Genomic DNA, 14,480 nt, shown 5'->3' with positions numbered 1-14,480 from the left:
CAGTTGCGCGTTATCCATTCACTCATCTGGAAGAAGGTGTCACACTGTCTTTAAAGCACTCCAAGGCTTCCAGCATTGGCTGGCTTAGAAAGCTCCCACGCTTTCAATCAGCACGACGGGCGCACCTTCCTCGTCGGAGGCGGCTAGGTCGACCCGGGCTACAATCCCAAAATCGTGGTTGTCGTCAGGGTCAGCAAAGATCTGACGCACCTTCCACACCCCGGGGTGCTGGGCCGTGTCGTCATCAATCTCAATCAGACGCGGGGAGCGGGCCTCAGCGTCCGTAAAGATATCCTCATACTCATCAAAGTAATCATCCATGGCCTCAGCCCAGCGGTCGGCGTCCCAACCCGAACGCTCACCGTCCAGCTCGCCCAACAGGCGGTCGCGCTCGTCCGCAAACAACTCCACCCGGCGGAACAAGGCATTACGCACCATCACCTTAAAGGCACGGACGTTATCCGTTACCTTGGGCGCAGACTCAGCCACCAACTCTTCCAAAGAATCCTGAACCGGGGTGCCCTCCTCGCCAGCAGCCAGTCGCTCCCACTCATCTACCAGGGACGAGTCAGTCTGACGAATAACCTCACCCAGCCACTCAATCACGTCGGTCAGCTCATCCGCCAGGGCAGACAGGGGCACAGTCTGACGCAGGGCCTTATAGGCGTCTGACAGGTAGCGCAGCAAAATACCCTCAGAGCGCTCCAAACCGTAGTACTGCACATAATCACCAAAGCCCATGGCCCGCTCATACATATCGCGCACCACGCTCTTAGGCTCAACCTCAAACTCCTTCATAAAAGGAGCACCCGCCGAATAGGTCTCAAAGGCCTGTTCTAGCAGGTCAGCCAGGGGCTGCGGGTAGGTGATCTTATCCAGCTCAGCCATACGCTCGTTGTAGTCCAGCCCCTCAGCCTTCATCTCAGCCAGGGCCTCACCCTTAGCCTTCTTCTCCTGGCCAATCAGCACCTGGCGGGGCTTCTCCAGGGTAGACTCAATCACCGAAACAGCGTCCAGGGCATAAGACTCTGACTCCATATCCAAAAGGGACAGTGAAGCCAGGGCGAAGGGGGAGAGCGGCTGGTTCAGGGCAAAGTTCTCCTGCAGCGAGACGGTCAGTCGCACGGTGCGGCCGAACTCGTCGGGCTCCGGCAGGCGCTCCACCACACCCCCGTTGAGCAACTCCCGGTAAATACCAATGGCCTTACGTTTCAGGGCCCGCTGCTTAATCGGCGTCTCATGGTTGGCCGTCAAAAAGAGCATGACCGTCTCAAAGGGGTCAGCCTCCCGCTGCAGCATATTCAACAACATGGAGTGGGTCAGCTGGAAGGACGAGGTCAGCGGCTCAGGCTCTGCGGCAATAATCTGCTCAAAGGTCTTCTCACTCCAAGCTACAAACCCCTCGGGGGCCTTCTTCTTTTTGCCGCGCAGGGACTGGGCCATCTTCTTCTCGTCCCCATTGAACTTCTCCCGGGCCTTGGCCTCAAGCCGGTCGTTCTCAATCTCGTGTTCGGGGGCCTGAACCACCACATACCCGGCCGTGTCAAAGCCCGCCCGGCCTGCGCGTCCTGCAATCTGGTGGAACTCACGGGACTTGAGGCGACGAGTGCGCTGCCCGTCAAACTTTGATAGGGCAGTAATCAGGACGGTACGAATGGGCACGTTGATGCCGACGCCCAGGGTGTCGGTACCGCAGATTACCTTGAGCAGGCCCGCCTGGGCCAGCTGCTCGACCAGGCGGCGGTACTTGGGCAGCATACCGGCGTGGTGAATACCGATCCCGTTCTTGATGTACTTCTGCAGCTGCTTACCAAAGCCCGCCGAGTAGCGGAAGCCAGCCGTCAGCTCGTTGATACGCTCCTTCTCCTCCTTAGAGGCAATAGCCAGGCTCATGAGGGAAGCGGCTGTATCAATGGCCTGAAGCTGGGAGAAATGCACAATGTAGACCGGGGCCTGGTGGGTGGACACCAGTTCGTCCACCTTCTCAACCAGGGGTTCGCGGGAGTAGGAATAGTTGAGCGGAATGGGCCGGGTTTCGCTGGTGACAAGGACGGTCGCGCGGCCGGTGAGTTCCGTCAGTTCCTTTTCGAAGCGGCTGGTATCGCCCAGGGTCGCGCTCATGAGCAGGAACTGGGCCTGCGGCAGATCAAGTAGGGGAGCCTGCCAGGCCCACCCGCGCTGGGGGTCAGAATAGAAATGGAACTCGTCCATGACTACCTGGGTCAGGTCAGCGCCCTCACCCTCCCGTAAGACCACATTGGCCAGAATCTCGGCAGTACAGCAGACAATAGGGGCGTCAGCGTTAATGGACGAATCGCCGGTCACCATACCCACGTTCTCAGCCCCAAAAATCTCACAGAGATCAAAGAACTTTTCAGACACCAGGGCCTTAATGGGGGCGGTGTAGTAGGAGCGCTGGCCCGACGCCAGGCCCATAAAGTGGGCTGCCACCGCCACCGTCGACTTACCCGACCCGGTGGGGGTAGCCAGAATGACGTTATTGCCCGCCGCCAACTCAAGCACAGCTTCGTCCTGGGCCGGGTAAAGCTCCATGCCCCGGCTGGCAATCCAGTCGGTAAAAGCCTCGTAGGCTTCTTCGCCCGTCAGCGGGTTGGAGGCAAAATCACCACGGAAGTAGCGCTTGGTGGAATCGGCAAGTGAAGGGGAGAGGTGCTGAAGAATCTTCATGATGTTAACTAGTCTAGTAGACACCCCGCGATAAAAACTCAGTGTGACGCTTGTCAAACCTGCCCGACATGGTCTAGAGTGGATCACAGACTTAACCGCATAACTAGCTCACGAAAGGAGGCCGCAGAAATGAATAACAATCCTATTTCTTTCACCAGCCTCCCCGTGGGTAGCAAGGCCTAGGTGCGCTCGCCTCTTTCGGATCAGCCGGCACGCTGGGTCCTTAAGCGCCAGACCTTTGACCAACCTACTGGGATGTAACGAGCCCCGGTAGGTATTTTTATGCCCTGCGGGTTTCCCCACGAAGACTTTACACACGCACACACGCTGAGAGAGTAGCCGCATGGCTGAGATAACTGACGAGAAAAAGACCAAGACCCCCCGAGAAAAAGTTAAGTTCCGTATTGCCCCGCCGTCCTTCCGCTGGCGCCCCCTCTTCTTCCTGCCCTTCCCCCTTGATATTTTGACCTCCCTGGCCCTGGTTTTCCTGCCGGTTCTGGTGGGCACGATTATCGACTTGCACACCTCAGGTGATGAGGCAGGTGCCTGGCGACTAGTCTGGATCCTGGTGGGCGTGGTGGTTTACCTGTCGCTGGTTGAGTTCGTGGGCTGGGGTATCACGTTTAGGGTGGTGGCCCGCATTGAGCGGGACTGGCGACTCTACATAGCCCACCTGATTTCCCGCAGCCCCAACCGCGATACCGGTGCCCTCATCGCCATTTTGAATAAGGATGCCCGGGCTATGGCCCAGATGTGGCAGCCCATGATTCTGGCTTTTTCTGCGGTGGGCGTGACCGCCCTGGGCACCTGGCAGCTCTGGCGCATTAGCCCGGCGATTGCGGTAGTGAGTTTGGGTGGCTTGATTCTAACCATGCTGACCCTCACCTGGATTTCCAAGCTGCTGGAGAAGCACGCGGACGTCTTCCGCGACAAAGTGGGCCAGTCTACCTCCCGGGCCTCTGACATTGCCTCCTCAATCCGTACTATCTTGGGCCTGGGGGCCCAGCGCCGCATGATGGACCGCTACGGGGAAACAGCCCAGGACGTTTACACCTCCCAGATTCGCCTGGAGAGCGTGCAGACCTGGTCCTATGCGGTGCGCAACCTGCTGGTCGGTACCGTGACCTGGGTGGTGATTGCCCTGGCCCTGCGCGGGGCAGCCCCCGAAGGTACTTGGATCACCGAGGTTCCCGCTGGCCAGCTGGTCACGGTGGTGGGTTTGATTAACACCCTGACCGGGCCCATCTGGTCAGTGGAAATGCTGCTCTTCTCCTGGCGCAATGCCCGTGTTGCCCTCAAGCGTGTAGATAGACTTGCGGCTGAGGTTGAGGGTAACTCTCAGGTAGAGGGTCAGGACGCCCCCGCCCCGGCTGATCTTCTCGAGGGCAGCCAGGTGCAGGTTGAGGTCCCCCGGGCCACCGCCGCAGTCCACTACATCAACCCGCGCGAACTTGGCCTACCCGCCCAGGACTACGCCGAAGCCCTGACAGAAGCTCTGCGCCAAGCTCGCCCTGTCCCGGGCGGGGAGCGGGCGGCGGGCGTCCTTTTCGGGGGCGAGCGCGTGCTTCTTTCTGAACCCAACCCCATGATTTTCGCCGGTACCCTGGCCGAGCACCTACAACTGGGCACCGAGGGGCTGGGTCGGGAGCACATGATTGAGCTGCTCAAGCTCACCGACTCTGAAGAAATCGCCTTCCGCCTGGGTGGCCGCGACCCCGAAAAGTACCTGGCCAGCACCCTGACCTCAGAAGGTACCAACCTTTCTGGTGGCCAGCGGCAACGCCTGGCTCTGGCCCGGGCACTGGCCCAGCCGGCGTCCGTGCTGGTGCTCACCGAACCGCTGAACTCGGTGGACGAACCCAGCCAGAAGTTCATCTTGAACCAGCTCGAAACCCATACGGGCCAGCCCGGCCCCCTCGAACACATCCGCCAGATTTACCTGGTCTCAACCACCATGGAGGTTGAGCGACGACTGAAAGCAGGTGAGGCCCGTGGCTAACCTCCTCCCCATTACCGATGGTAAAACTACCTGGCGGTTGCTGACCCTCTCGATTCTCAAAACACCCTGGCAGCTGGCCCTGCTGGTTCTCCTGTTCGTCTCCAGCTCTATCGCGACCCTGGTGACCCCCATTATGGTGGGGCAGCTGATTGACCGGGCTACCACCGGGCAGCTGACCGGCTACCCCTGGGCCGAGTTGGCGGTCATTGGCTGTGCTGTGGTCGCCGGGGCCCTGCTGGCCCGCGCCTGGACCTTCCAGGGCCAGAAAATGGGTGTGCGCCTCAACCGCGACCTGGGCATTGACCTGGTCGGGGCCTCCCTACAGCTGGACGCCCAGACCGTTGAGGACGCCGGCTCTGGCGACCTGGTAGCCCGCCTGACCGACGACGTCGACAGTGTCCGCCAGGTGCTGGCCACCGGCCTGCCGGAATTCGCCCACATCAGCGTCTACATGCTGATTACGGCGGCTACTATCTTCACGGTCAACCCGGCCATTGGGCTCGTCACTGTACCCCTGTTTATCGTGATGACCATAGTGCTCTCGATTTTCCTACCCCGAATTGCCACGCTCACCCGGGAAAAGACCGAGGCGGTCAGCGACCTGACCGTGGTAGCAACCGAAAACATTCGCGGGGCGGGAACCGTTGCTGAACTGGGTATCAGTGAGGCCCGCACCCGGGTGCAGGATGAACGAATCTGGAAAACCTTTGAGGTCAGCGACCGCATGGTGATGGTGCGCTCCATCTTCTGGGCCGTGGACGCTTTCAACTCCTTCCTACCCCTGGTTCTCTCCATGGTCTGGGGTGCCTACTGCGTGGAGCAGGGTTGGGCGACCTGGGGCGACGTTGCAACCGCCTCCATCATGCTCTTCACCATGCGCGTTAACTCAGATATCTTCACCTTCTGGCTTGACCGCCTGCGCGAAATGACCGTCACCATGGGCCGTGTCTTTGGCGTCATTGACCTGTCGAACCAGCAGCAGGCCCGACGAGCCGCCGGGCAGGCACCTGCCCCGACGCACCTGCTGGATCTGGGGGCGTCCGCCCCGGTCATCGACCTACAGGGTGTGACCTACGGGTACGACCCGGCTGCCCCTGTCATTAAGGGGGTAGACCTGCAACTGGCGGCAGGGGAGACGCTCGCCCTGGTAGGACGCTCCGGTTCGGGTAAGACCACCCTGGCTCGCCTGATTGCCGGGTCGCTCACAGCCGATTCGGGGACGGTGCGGGTCGGCAGGCACCTGGTCGGCAACGGGCTCTACCCCACCCAGGCCGGGGAGGACGGACGCCCCACCCTGCTCATCTGCACCCAGGAGGCCCACGTCTTCGTCGGAACCCTGGCCGAAAACATGCAGGTAGCAGCCCCAGACGCCAGCGAGGCTGAAATCCTCTCAGCCCTGCACGCCGTCGGCGCAACCTGGGCTGAGGACCTCCCCGAAGGGCTCGCAACCCAGGTGGGCGGAACCAACAGCGTCCTGACCCGCGACCAGATTCAACAGCTGGGCCTGGCCCGCATTGTGGTAGCCAACCCCCAGGCGGTGATTCTGGATGAATCCACCACCCAGCTGGAACTGGCCGACGCCCGCCAGTCCCTGGCCGCGGTGATGCAGGGCCGGGCCGTCATCATCATCTCCCACGATGCCCGCATTGCCTCACTGGCTGACCGGGCCGTGCTCCTGGAAAACGGTGAGCTGGTTGCAGAGGGGGCTCCGGCAGAAATCTTTGCCCGCGCCTAAGAAACCTCACAGGTCTAAGCCGTCTGGGTCTTACTTGCTCTGACTAAGCCGCCCCGCCCGATACCCCGGGCGGGGTGGTGCTAATCTAGACTAGTGAGTTCATCTAAGCCCCTAATCGACCCCGCCCGCCTGCGCCGCGCCGTCCTGCTCGTTGCCGGTCTCAACCTGGCCTACTTCTTCATCGAGGGAGCTATCGCCCTGGCCATTGGCTCGGTCAGCCTGCTGGCCGACAGTGTAGACTTCTTCGAGGATTTCGCGGTCAATACTCTCATTGCAATCGCCCTGGGCTGGTCGCTGACCTGGCAGGCGCGGGCGGGCAAGGCATCCGCTGTGATTATTCTTCTGCCCGCCGTAGCTGCTGTTTGGCAAATCGCAACGAAATTCCCGGATCCGGACGCCCCCGATGCGTTCACCCTGTTCGTTACCGCAGGCGGCGCTGTGGTGGTTAACCTGATCTGCACTCTAATTCTGGCTCGATTCCGCACCGGTGCGGGGTCGCTCACTCAGGCTGCCTTTCTTGCCGCCAGAAATGATGTGGTGGTCAACATCGCGATTATCCTCATGGCTGGCCTCACCCTCTGGACGGGAACGGGCTGGCCAGACCTGATACTAGGTGCCCTGATTCTGATACTGAACCTGGGCGCAGCCAAGGAAGTATGGGAAACCGCCCACGAAGAATCGCTGGCAGCCAAGGCCCTAGCCGGTGACTTTGACGACGACTAACACCCGGCGGGGCCAGAGAAACAGCAGGTAGATGGCTCGTCACTGACAGGGAGAAAATCTGGGAGTCCACCAGGGAAAATACTACCCAAAGGTGGCCTGGGCCACTACACTAGAAGCGGCAGTAACCCCCAAAAGTGAGGAAGTCTCCATGAGCAAGCCCTTCCCCTCCGACCTCGAAATCGCACAGGCAGCAACCCTGCAACCGATTACCGAGATCGCAACCGCATCAGGCATCGACGAAAACCGCCTAGAACCCTACGGCAAGTACGTCGCCAAGGTGCAACTGACCGACGACACCACCGCAGAAAAGGCCCTGGCCCGCGGCTCCAAGTACATCGTCGTCACCGCCGTTACCCCCACCCCCCTCGGTGAGGGCAAGACCGCAACCTCAGTCTCCCTCGCCCAAGGCATGGCAGCCACCGGCCGCAAGGCCATGCTGACCCTCCGTCAGCCCTCCATGGGCCCTACCTTCGGCATCAAGGGCGGCGCGGCAGGCGGCGGCTACTCCCAGATCGTCCCCATGGAGAAGCTCAACCTGCACCTGACCGGCGACTTCCACGCCGTCACCGCAGCCCACAACCTGCTGGCCGCCATGATCGACAACCACCTGCATCATGGCAACGAGCTGCGCATCGATACCCGCGCCATCACCTGGCGCCGCGTCATTGACATGAACGACCGCTCCCTGCGAAACATCGTCGTTGGCCTGGGCGAGCGAATGGACGGCGTCCCCCGCGAAACCGGCTTCGACATCACCTCAGCTAGCGAAATTATGGTGATCCTGTCCCTCTCCACCAGCTTCGAAGACCTGCAACAGCGCCTGGCCAAGATCGTGATCGGCCTCAACGTCGACGGTGATCCCGTCACCGCAGCCGACCTCAAGGCAGACGGATCCATGGCCGTCATCCTGGCTGACGCTATCAACCCCAACCTGCTCCAGACACTCGAGAAGACCCCCGCCCTGATCCACGCTGGCCCCTTCGGCAATATCGCCACCGGCAACTCCTCGGTCGTCGCTGACTACGTTGGCCTGGAACACGCCGACTATGTGATTACCGAGGCCGGCTTCGGCGCAGACATGGGTGCGGAGCGCTTCTTCAACGTCAAGTGCCGCGTCTCCGGTCTCAAGCCGGACGCCGCCGTCCTGGTCGTCACCGTCCGCTCCCTCAAGTCCCACTCGGGCCGCTACAAGATCGTGCCCGGCAAGCCCCTGCCCGAGGGCCTGCTGGCAGAGAACACCGGGGACGTCGAGGCAGGCGCCGCTAACCTGCTCAAGCACATCGAGATTGTGCGCTCCTTCGGCGTGCAACCGGTGGTTGCCATTAACGCCTTCCCCACCGATTTCGAGTCAGAACACGAGACCATCCGCCGTATTGCTGAAGAGGCTGGCGCTCGCGTGGCGATTCACCGTGGCGTCGCCGAGGGCGGCAAGGGCGTGACCGAGCTGGCGGACGCCGTCGCCGCCGCCTGCGACGACGTCAGCAACCTGACCTACACCTACGAGGACGACGACAGCCTGACCACCAAGATTGAGAAGGTGGCCACCAAGGTCTACGGGGCGGACGGCATTGAGGTCGCCCCGGCTGCCGCCAAGCAGCTGGCCCGCTACGAGGAGCTAGGCTACGGTAACCTGCCGGTCGTCATTGCCAAGACCCACCTGTCGATTTCGGCTGACCCTGCTCTCAAGGGGGCCCCGACCGGCTGGACCCTGCCTGTGCGCGAGGTGCGCCTGGCAGCTGGTGCTGGTTACGTCTACGCGATTTGCGGCACTATGCGTACCATGCCGGGTCTGGCCAAGTCCCCGGCTGCCGAGCGGATCGGATTTGACGAAAACGGCACCATGGTCGGCCTCTTCTAACCCGCCCTTAAACAGTAGGTACCACCTAAATCAGAAAAACCCACCAGCCAGGTGGGTTTTTCCGATTTAAATGGTACCTAGTCGCTTAAGGGGGAGGTTACTGCTGTTCGGGGGCGTCCGGCTGGCACACCGTACCGTCCTTAGGCACGATCCCCTCCACCAGGTAGGCAGTCGCCAGCTCATCAACGCAGGTAGAGCGGCCAGAGAAGGACGCCCCGTGGCCCGTCCCCTCCAGCGTCACAAAGGACGCCTTCCCCAGCTGACGAGCCAGCTCCTTGCCATGCTGATAGGGGGTGGCATGGTCGCCAGTAATACCAATAACCAGCAGGTCAGTTGAAACCTTGGAAGCATCAAAAGAGGTCGTAATATCAGTGCCGGTGCCAGGCAGGACCGCGCAATCAAACTCGGTAAACTCAGCCAGCACCTCATCGGTCAGCTCAGGGCCGCCGATAAACTCAGGCACGCCCACCTGCTTCATATGAGCCAGCAGGGCCTCAACGTCCGGAGTCTTCGGCTTGGACGGGCACACTACCAGCTGGCCTGCCGTATCAATCTCCGCGCTGTTACCGGCAATAGCCTGGGCCAGCTCGTCCACAGCGCCTTGGTCCCCGCCCTTGGCCCTGCCTAGCAGGTCCAGGCCGTCTCCCCGCATGACGTCCGGCCCGTAGAGCTGGCTGGTCAGGTAATCCCGCAGCTCCGAACCGGTAATCTCGGTGCCGTCGCTGGCCACCAGGGGCTTGTCCGTCAGGGACTTCTGGTAGTCCAGCATCTCGCGCTCGCTGGTGAAGGGGCAGGTCACGGTCGCACCGTCTGAGGTGGTGAGGTCAGAGCAGCTATCAGCCAGGGCACCAACAGCCTTAGCTACCGCCACCATCTGGTCAAAGTTGTGGGTCAGAGCCCCCCACTGGGCGTTTTCAGCCGAGTCGAGCACCATACGTCCTGCCTTCTCGGGGAAGAGGGTGGCGTAGGTGGCCCCCAGCATGGTGCCGTAGGAGTAGCCCAGGTAATCCAGGCGCTCGCCGCCTGCCAAGGATCGTAGAAGCTCCATGTCGCGGGCTACCTGGGAGGTACCCATGTAGTTGGCAATCTCTGAGCTGGCGGCACATTCGGCTAGCTGCACGGCAGCCACCTCAGAATCAGACTCGCAGGTGACGGGGGACGAGGCCCCGATACCGCGGGGGTCAAAACCCCAGAGCTGGTGACTTTCCAGGACGGGGGCAAAGGACGGGTCGGTGGCCAGTGACATGGCGTGCTGAATCCCGCCGATACCGGGCCCACCGGGGTTGGTGAAGAGGGGCACCTGCTGCTTACCCCCGGTCGATACAGTACGGCTGACGGCCAGCTCGACGGTGCGGTTGTCCTCGGGATCTCCCCAGTTCAGCGGGGCGGTGACGGTTCCGCACTCGTAGTTGGCATAGTCAAAGCCGGTTTCCTTCAAGATTTCTTCGTTCTCGGGTGAGAAGCCGCTGTGCTCGGCGGTGCATTCGCCCCAGCTGATGCTCTGGTCGTAGAAGTTCTCAAAGTTCTCCCGCTGCCAGCTGGCCCCGTTCGCCCGGTCGGCGGCAGGAGCAAGCGCCTGGTCTGTGGGCTGCTGGTTTGAGGGGATACTGAGGCTGCAGCCTGCTAGCGCCAGGGTGCTGGCACTCAGGACGGCGGTGGTCAGTAAGGTGGTGCGTCGGTGGGCGGGTTGTGGGCGGAACAGGAACACGGTCACTTCTTTCATAGCTGGCCCCAGGCACCTCGCCAAGGGGTATGCCCCAGAGCCAGCTGGATATGGGAATGGGTGGTATCACTTGATACCACCCACTCTAGTTACCTGACCGTTTCTTGTAATCAGCCGGAAGGGTGAACCGACCCCCGCCTCCAGGCGGAATTAGCCCTCTAGGCCCAATTCTTCTTGGGGGAGGTCCCGCCAATTCCCGCGTTGAAGGTGTTGGTAGGATCCATCTCCTTGAAGTGGGCGACCATGTCCTCAGGCATGTGGTAGAGGCGGCCGTAGTTGTGTTCTGCCGGCAGCTTGGCCCCGCGGGCCTCCAGCAGCTCCTGGATATCATCATGCAGCTTGTGGGGGTCAACGCCCTTCTTGGCGACGTAGTCCTGGTGCATGACGTGGCAGAAGAAATGGCCGTAGTAGGCTGCTGTATCGAGCTGGTCAGCGATGTGCTGGGGCAGGACTTCCAGCCAATCCCAGTCGTCCCGGCGCAGGGCAACGTCAATGGGGATCAGCTCGCCCAGTTCCTTACGCTTCATGGCTGCATAGCGGTTAGCTGCGCTTGCTGCCCCGAAGCGGTTGAGGGTAGCGCTCTTGGCCTCGTCCGGGGTGCAGATAAAGAAATCGCCGCTATTGCCTTCTTCAGCAAAGAAGGCCTTGAGCATAGCTTCACTTTCTGCCGCCTGGGCCGCACTGACGGTGAGCTGGAGGTGGTGCTCAAAGCGCTGGCGGTAGTCAAGCAGACGCTGGGGGAGCTGGCTGGGGATCAGGTCAAAGGCCTTCTGAGAGACAGTATCAGCAAAGGTCGGGCCAATGCCGGGAACCTTGCTGAAGAGATTATTAGCCCAGGACTTGAACGCAAAAAGTTTAGTCTGGACGGCGGGGCTCAGGTGCTTGAGGAAGACGTAGGTGTCCTTGCCGTACTTTTCCGCCAGGTCAAAGGCGGTGCGACCCATGTATTCGGCGGCGATCGGCAGGGGCATATCAGCGCTCAGGAAGAGGCGGCGAATCCCCTCAAGTTCCTGCGGGGTATGGGTGCCGATGTAGAAAGTGGTGGGGTTCTTCTCCAGCGGGTAGGTGCGGGTTCGGACTGCAAAAATGAGGATCTTGCCCGCTGAGCCGGAGGCTTCGAAAAGGTATTTGGGGTTTGAGTTGTACCGGGCCGGGGTTGGCTCAATCTTGCGCAGGTGCTCAGCGTATTCGGTTTCGCTGGTATCTTCGGGGGCGGGGGTAACGTCCGCCGGGGACCAATCACCGCGCTGCAGCTTATCCAGGGCTACCTCCGGGTCATCACCCAGGGAAATGCCCAGGTGGTTGACCAGCTCAACCTTACCCTCGTCGGTAACCCGGGCAAAGATAGCTTCGCGGGTGAAGGCCGGTCCCTTACGGATCTGGCTGCCACCGGAGTTGTTGGCGATACCGCCAATCACCGAGGCGCCGATAGAGGTTGACCCAATCACTGAATGGGGCTCCCGGCCGTGCGGGGTTAGGGCGTCCGTTAGCTGAATCAGGGTGGTGCCTGCCAGGGAAATTGCCTCATGGGCGTCGTTAATCAGGTGAACCTGGTTAATGTGGTGGGTGGACATCAGGACGATGGGGCGATCGTAGTCCTGGAAGCCGGGGCCGGAGCCGCCGGTCAGACCGGTGTTGGAGGCCTGGGGAATGACCATAAGATTGTGGTCAACACAGACCTGCAGGGCCTTCCACATCTGGACGAGGGTGGTGGGCTTGAGCACCGCGAACAGGGGGCCACCACCAAAGCGATAGCCCTTACTGAAGGGGGCTGTTGCGTGCTCTGCGGTGAGAACGTTGTCTTTGCCCAAAATTGCGGTGAGGGCGTCGAGGGCCTGCTGGTGGGAGCCTGATGCCGCTTGAGAGGAAGTCATCTCATGTCTTTCTATTGCTTGTTGTCCCGGTCAGCGGAAGTGGTGCCGACCGCCGGGAGAGGGTGCCGAAGGTCTCGGTAGGGTCACTTTTATCTTCCGGCGGTGGCTAGGGCACTGTCAAGCAGGGCAGGGTATCTGGCAGGCCGTCACCTGCCCCCAGCCGGGTTGCGAGAGCCGCTGAGAGGGAACAGCCCGTCCCATGCGTAGCGGTGGTGGCAAGTCGGGGTTCTTCGTCATTCCACCTTCCCCAGCGTAACAATTCCCAGTGAACGTCCACCCAAGGCCTAGGGCACTAACATGGTGCTCACCCCCATTACACTCACACCTAGGAAAGAAGCAATGAAAGCTGCGACCACCACACAAGCTCTTGGACTAAGTGCCACCCTGCTCCTAGCTGGCGGGGCCCTGGTTCCCGCTTTTGCGCAAGATTCAGCGCCAGTCGCCAGTTCAACCCCAGCCCCCAGCCCGACCGTCCTTGGCACCCCCACCCCGACTGCTGAGCCCTCCACAGTGGTAGCTGTGGAAGGCGTTGATTTCATCTACATTGGCCAGCGGTACAACCTGGAAGCTGGCAAAAAGTACCAGTACACTCCTGAGCTGTGGACCTTCGGCATAACCGGCGAGAAAATCGAATTCGGTGACGGAACAGTTTTTGCTCTGACCGGGGTCACTGGGGAAAACTTTTCAGCAGCCATTGACCCGGCAACCGGTATCGTCACCGCTGAATGGGCCCAGGGCGCTACTCAAAGGGCTACCGGGGAATTTGAGGTGACAGTTACCCTCCCCGGCGGGGCAACTATCCCCACCACAGTCAACCTAACCCTGGGGCAAGCTGAGTTCCCCACCGAGGCCAGCGCCTACGACATTAGCTACTTTGGCGACAACATCTTTTCAACCCTTGAGGCAGGTCGCGACTTCGGTTTTTCACCCACCTACACCAACCTGAAAGACCCTAACGTAGAAACTAAGGGCCTACCTGCAGGTGCAAAGGCCCAGCTCATCAAGGCCCCCACTGAACCCGGCATGTCTATCAACCCGGAGAATGGGTTCATCGCCTTCCTCTTTAACGAGGTGCCCACCGAGTACGCAGAGTACCCCTTCACCGTTCGGGTCACCTTCTCAGACGGTTCCACAAAGGACATTGATGGGGTAGTGATTTATGACCCTAATGAAGATAGGTTCCAAACCACTCCTTACAATGAACGCTACGAATACCTCTTGTCAGGCGACGCCAAAGTTGGTTCTGAAGCTACCGGCAATTTTAAAGCCTTCTTCCTTGATACCCTGGACGGCACTGAGGTTGGCCAGCCCAACGGCACCACCTTTGAAGTGCTCAACGCTCCTGCTGGTATCACCCTGACGGTCAACAATGAAGGTGACATTTCCTACGCCATCGATACCAAGACTGCTGTAGCTGGTGAGAACCGGTACCCCTTTGACCTGAAGATAACCTATACAGACGGTACAAGTGAAACTGCGTCCATCGTTATTGTCTACACCGGCCAGGGGGTAGCTACCGCAACTCCCGAACCAACCCAGACTCCTGCCCCCACAGAATCTGCAGCCCCGGCAGAGCCCGGTGCGGAACCTGAAGCTACTACGGATCCAGCAGCGTCCGAGGGCGCCGTCACCCAGGGTAACGGTACAACCGGGGCCGCAACCGACACTCAGAAAGCTGCAAATCCTGCCTCCGCCTCCCAGGCAACGGCACCCAGGGCTGAGCTGGCCCGCACCGGCGCAGGCCCAGCGGTTCTCGGTGGTGTCGCCGGCCTGCTCGTACTGGCAGCAGGCGCCCTCCTGGTAGCCCGCCGCGCCAAGTCATCCTAGCTGACAGCCGGCCAAGCTACCACCCATAACTGACCCTGCGGAGCCCCACCCAA

The 14,480-nt window shown here is 60.9% G+C and carries 9 protein-coding genes; 5 read left to right on the top strand and 4 right to left on the bottom strand.

Features of this window, described 5'->3' with window-relative positions; all coding sequences use genetic code 11:
* Positions 1-84: 84 nt before the first annotated feature.
* Positions 85-2,688, bottom strand: coding sequence for a DEAD/DEAH box helicase (locus L7A15_RS03490; protein WP_237208774.1), 2,604 nt, complete (start codon positions 2,686-2,688; stop codon positions 85-87).
* Positions 2,689-3,031: 343 nt separating this feature from the next.
* Here L7A15_RS03490 and L7A15_RS03485 point away from each other — a divergent pair, with 343 nt between their 5' ends.
* The 4 genes from L7A15_RS03485 to L7A15_RS03470 all read left to right on the top strand — a co-directional run bounded on the left by L7A15_RS03485 (position 3,032) and on the right by L7A15_RS03470 (position 9,003).
* Positions 3,032-4,687, top strand: coding sequence for an ABC transporter transmembrane domain-containing protein (locus L7A15_RS03485; RefSeq protein ID WP_237208773.1), 1,656 nt, complete (start codon positions 3,032-3,034; stop codon positions 4,685-4,687).
* Positions 4,680-6,422 carry an ABC transporter ATP-binding protein gene (locus L7A15_RS03480; protein WP_237208772.1) on the top strand — a complete coding sequence of 581 codons (1,743 nt, stop codon included), beginning with the start codon at positions 4,680-4,682 and terminating at the stop codon, positions 6,420-6,422. Before L7A15_RS03485 ends, L7A15_RS03480 begins: the two co-directional genes overlap by 8 nt.
* 93 nt (positions 6,423-6,515) lie before the next feature.
* A complete protein-coding gene (locus L7A15_RS03475; RefSeq protein WP_237208771.1) occupies positions 6,516-7,145 on the top strand; it encodes a cation transporter in 630 nt (209 codons plus the stop codon).
* Between the two features lie 148 nt (positions 7,146-7,293).
* Positions 7,294-9,003: a formate--tetrahydrofolate ligase gene (locus L7A15_RS03470; RefSeq protein WP_237208770.1), complete on the top strand. Its 1,710-nt coding sequence runs from the start codon at positions 7,294-7,296 to the stop codon at positions 9,001-9,003.
* Between the two features lie 97 nt (positions 9,004-9,100).
* On the opposite strand, the gene L7A15_RS03465 is transcribed toward L7A15_RS03470, so the two are convergent.
* The 3 genes from L7A15_RS03465 to L7A15_RS03455 all read right to left on the bottom strand — a co-directional run bounded on the left by L7A15_RS03465 (position 9,101) and on the right by L7A15_RS03455 (position 12,877).
* On the bottom strand, positions 9,101-10,726 hold the full coding sequence (locus tag L7A15_RS03465) for an alpha/beta hydrolase (RefSeq protein ID WP_237208769.1): 1,626 nt from the start codon (positions 10,724-10,726) through the stop codon (positions 9,101-9,103).
* A gap of 158 nt (positions 10,727-10,884) precedes the next feature.
* The gene (dld, locus tag L7A15_RS03460; RefSeq protein WP_237208768.1) at positions 10,885-12,600 is read right to left on the bottom strand and encodes a D-lactate dehydrogenase; all 1,716 of its coding nucleotides are present in this window, start codon (positions 12,598-12,600) and stop codon (positions 10,885-10,887) included.
* A gap of 106 nt (positions 12,601-12,706) precedes the next feature.
* Positions 12,707-12,877 (bottom strand): bifunctional hydroxymethylpyrimidine kinase/phosphomethylpyrimidine kinase, encoded by a 171-nt coding sequence (locus L7A15_RS03455; protein WP_237187687.1) that lies wholly within the window; start codon positions 12,875-12,877, stop codon positions 12,707-12,709.
* A 62-nt stretch (positions 12,878-12,939) separates the two neighbouring features.
* Between L7A15_RS03455 and L7A15_RS03450 the strand changes: the two genes are divergently transcribed.
* Positions 12,940-14,427 carry a hypothetical protein gene (locus tag L7A15_RS03450; RefSeq protein WP_237187688.1) on the top strand — a complete coding sequence of 496 codons (1,488 nt, stop codon included), beginning with the start codon at positions 12,940-12,942 and terminating at the stop codon, positions 14,425-14,427.
* Positions 14,428-14,480 lie beyond the last annotated feature (53 nt).

Source organism: Rothia nasimurium (assembly GCF_928391935.1).
Classification (GTDB): Bacteria; Actinomycetota; Actinomycetes; order Actinomycetales; family Micrococcaceae; genus Rothia; species Rothia nasimurium_D.
This window is presented reverse-complemented; position numbering and strand designations above follow the sequence as displayed.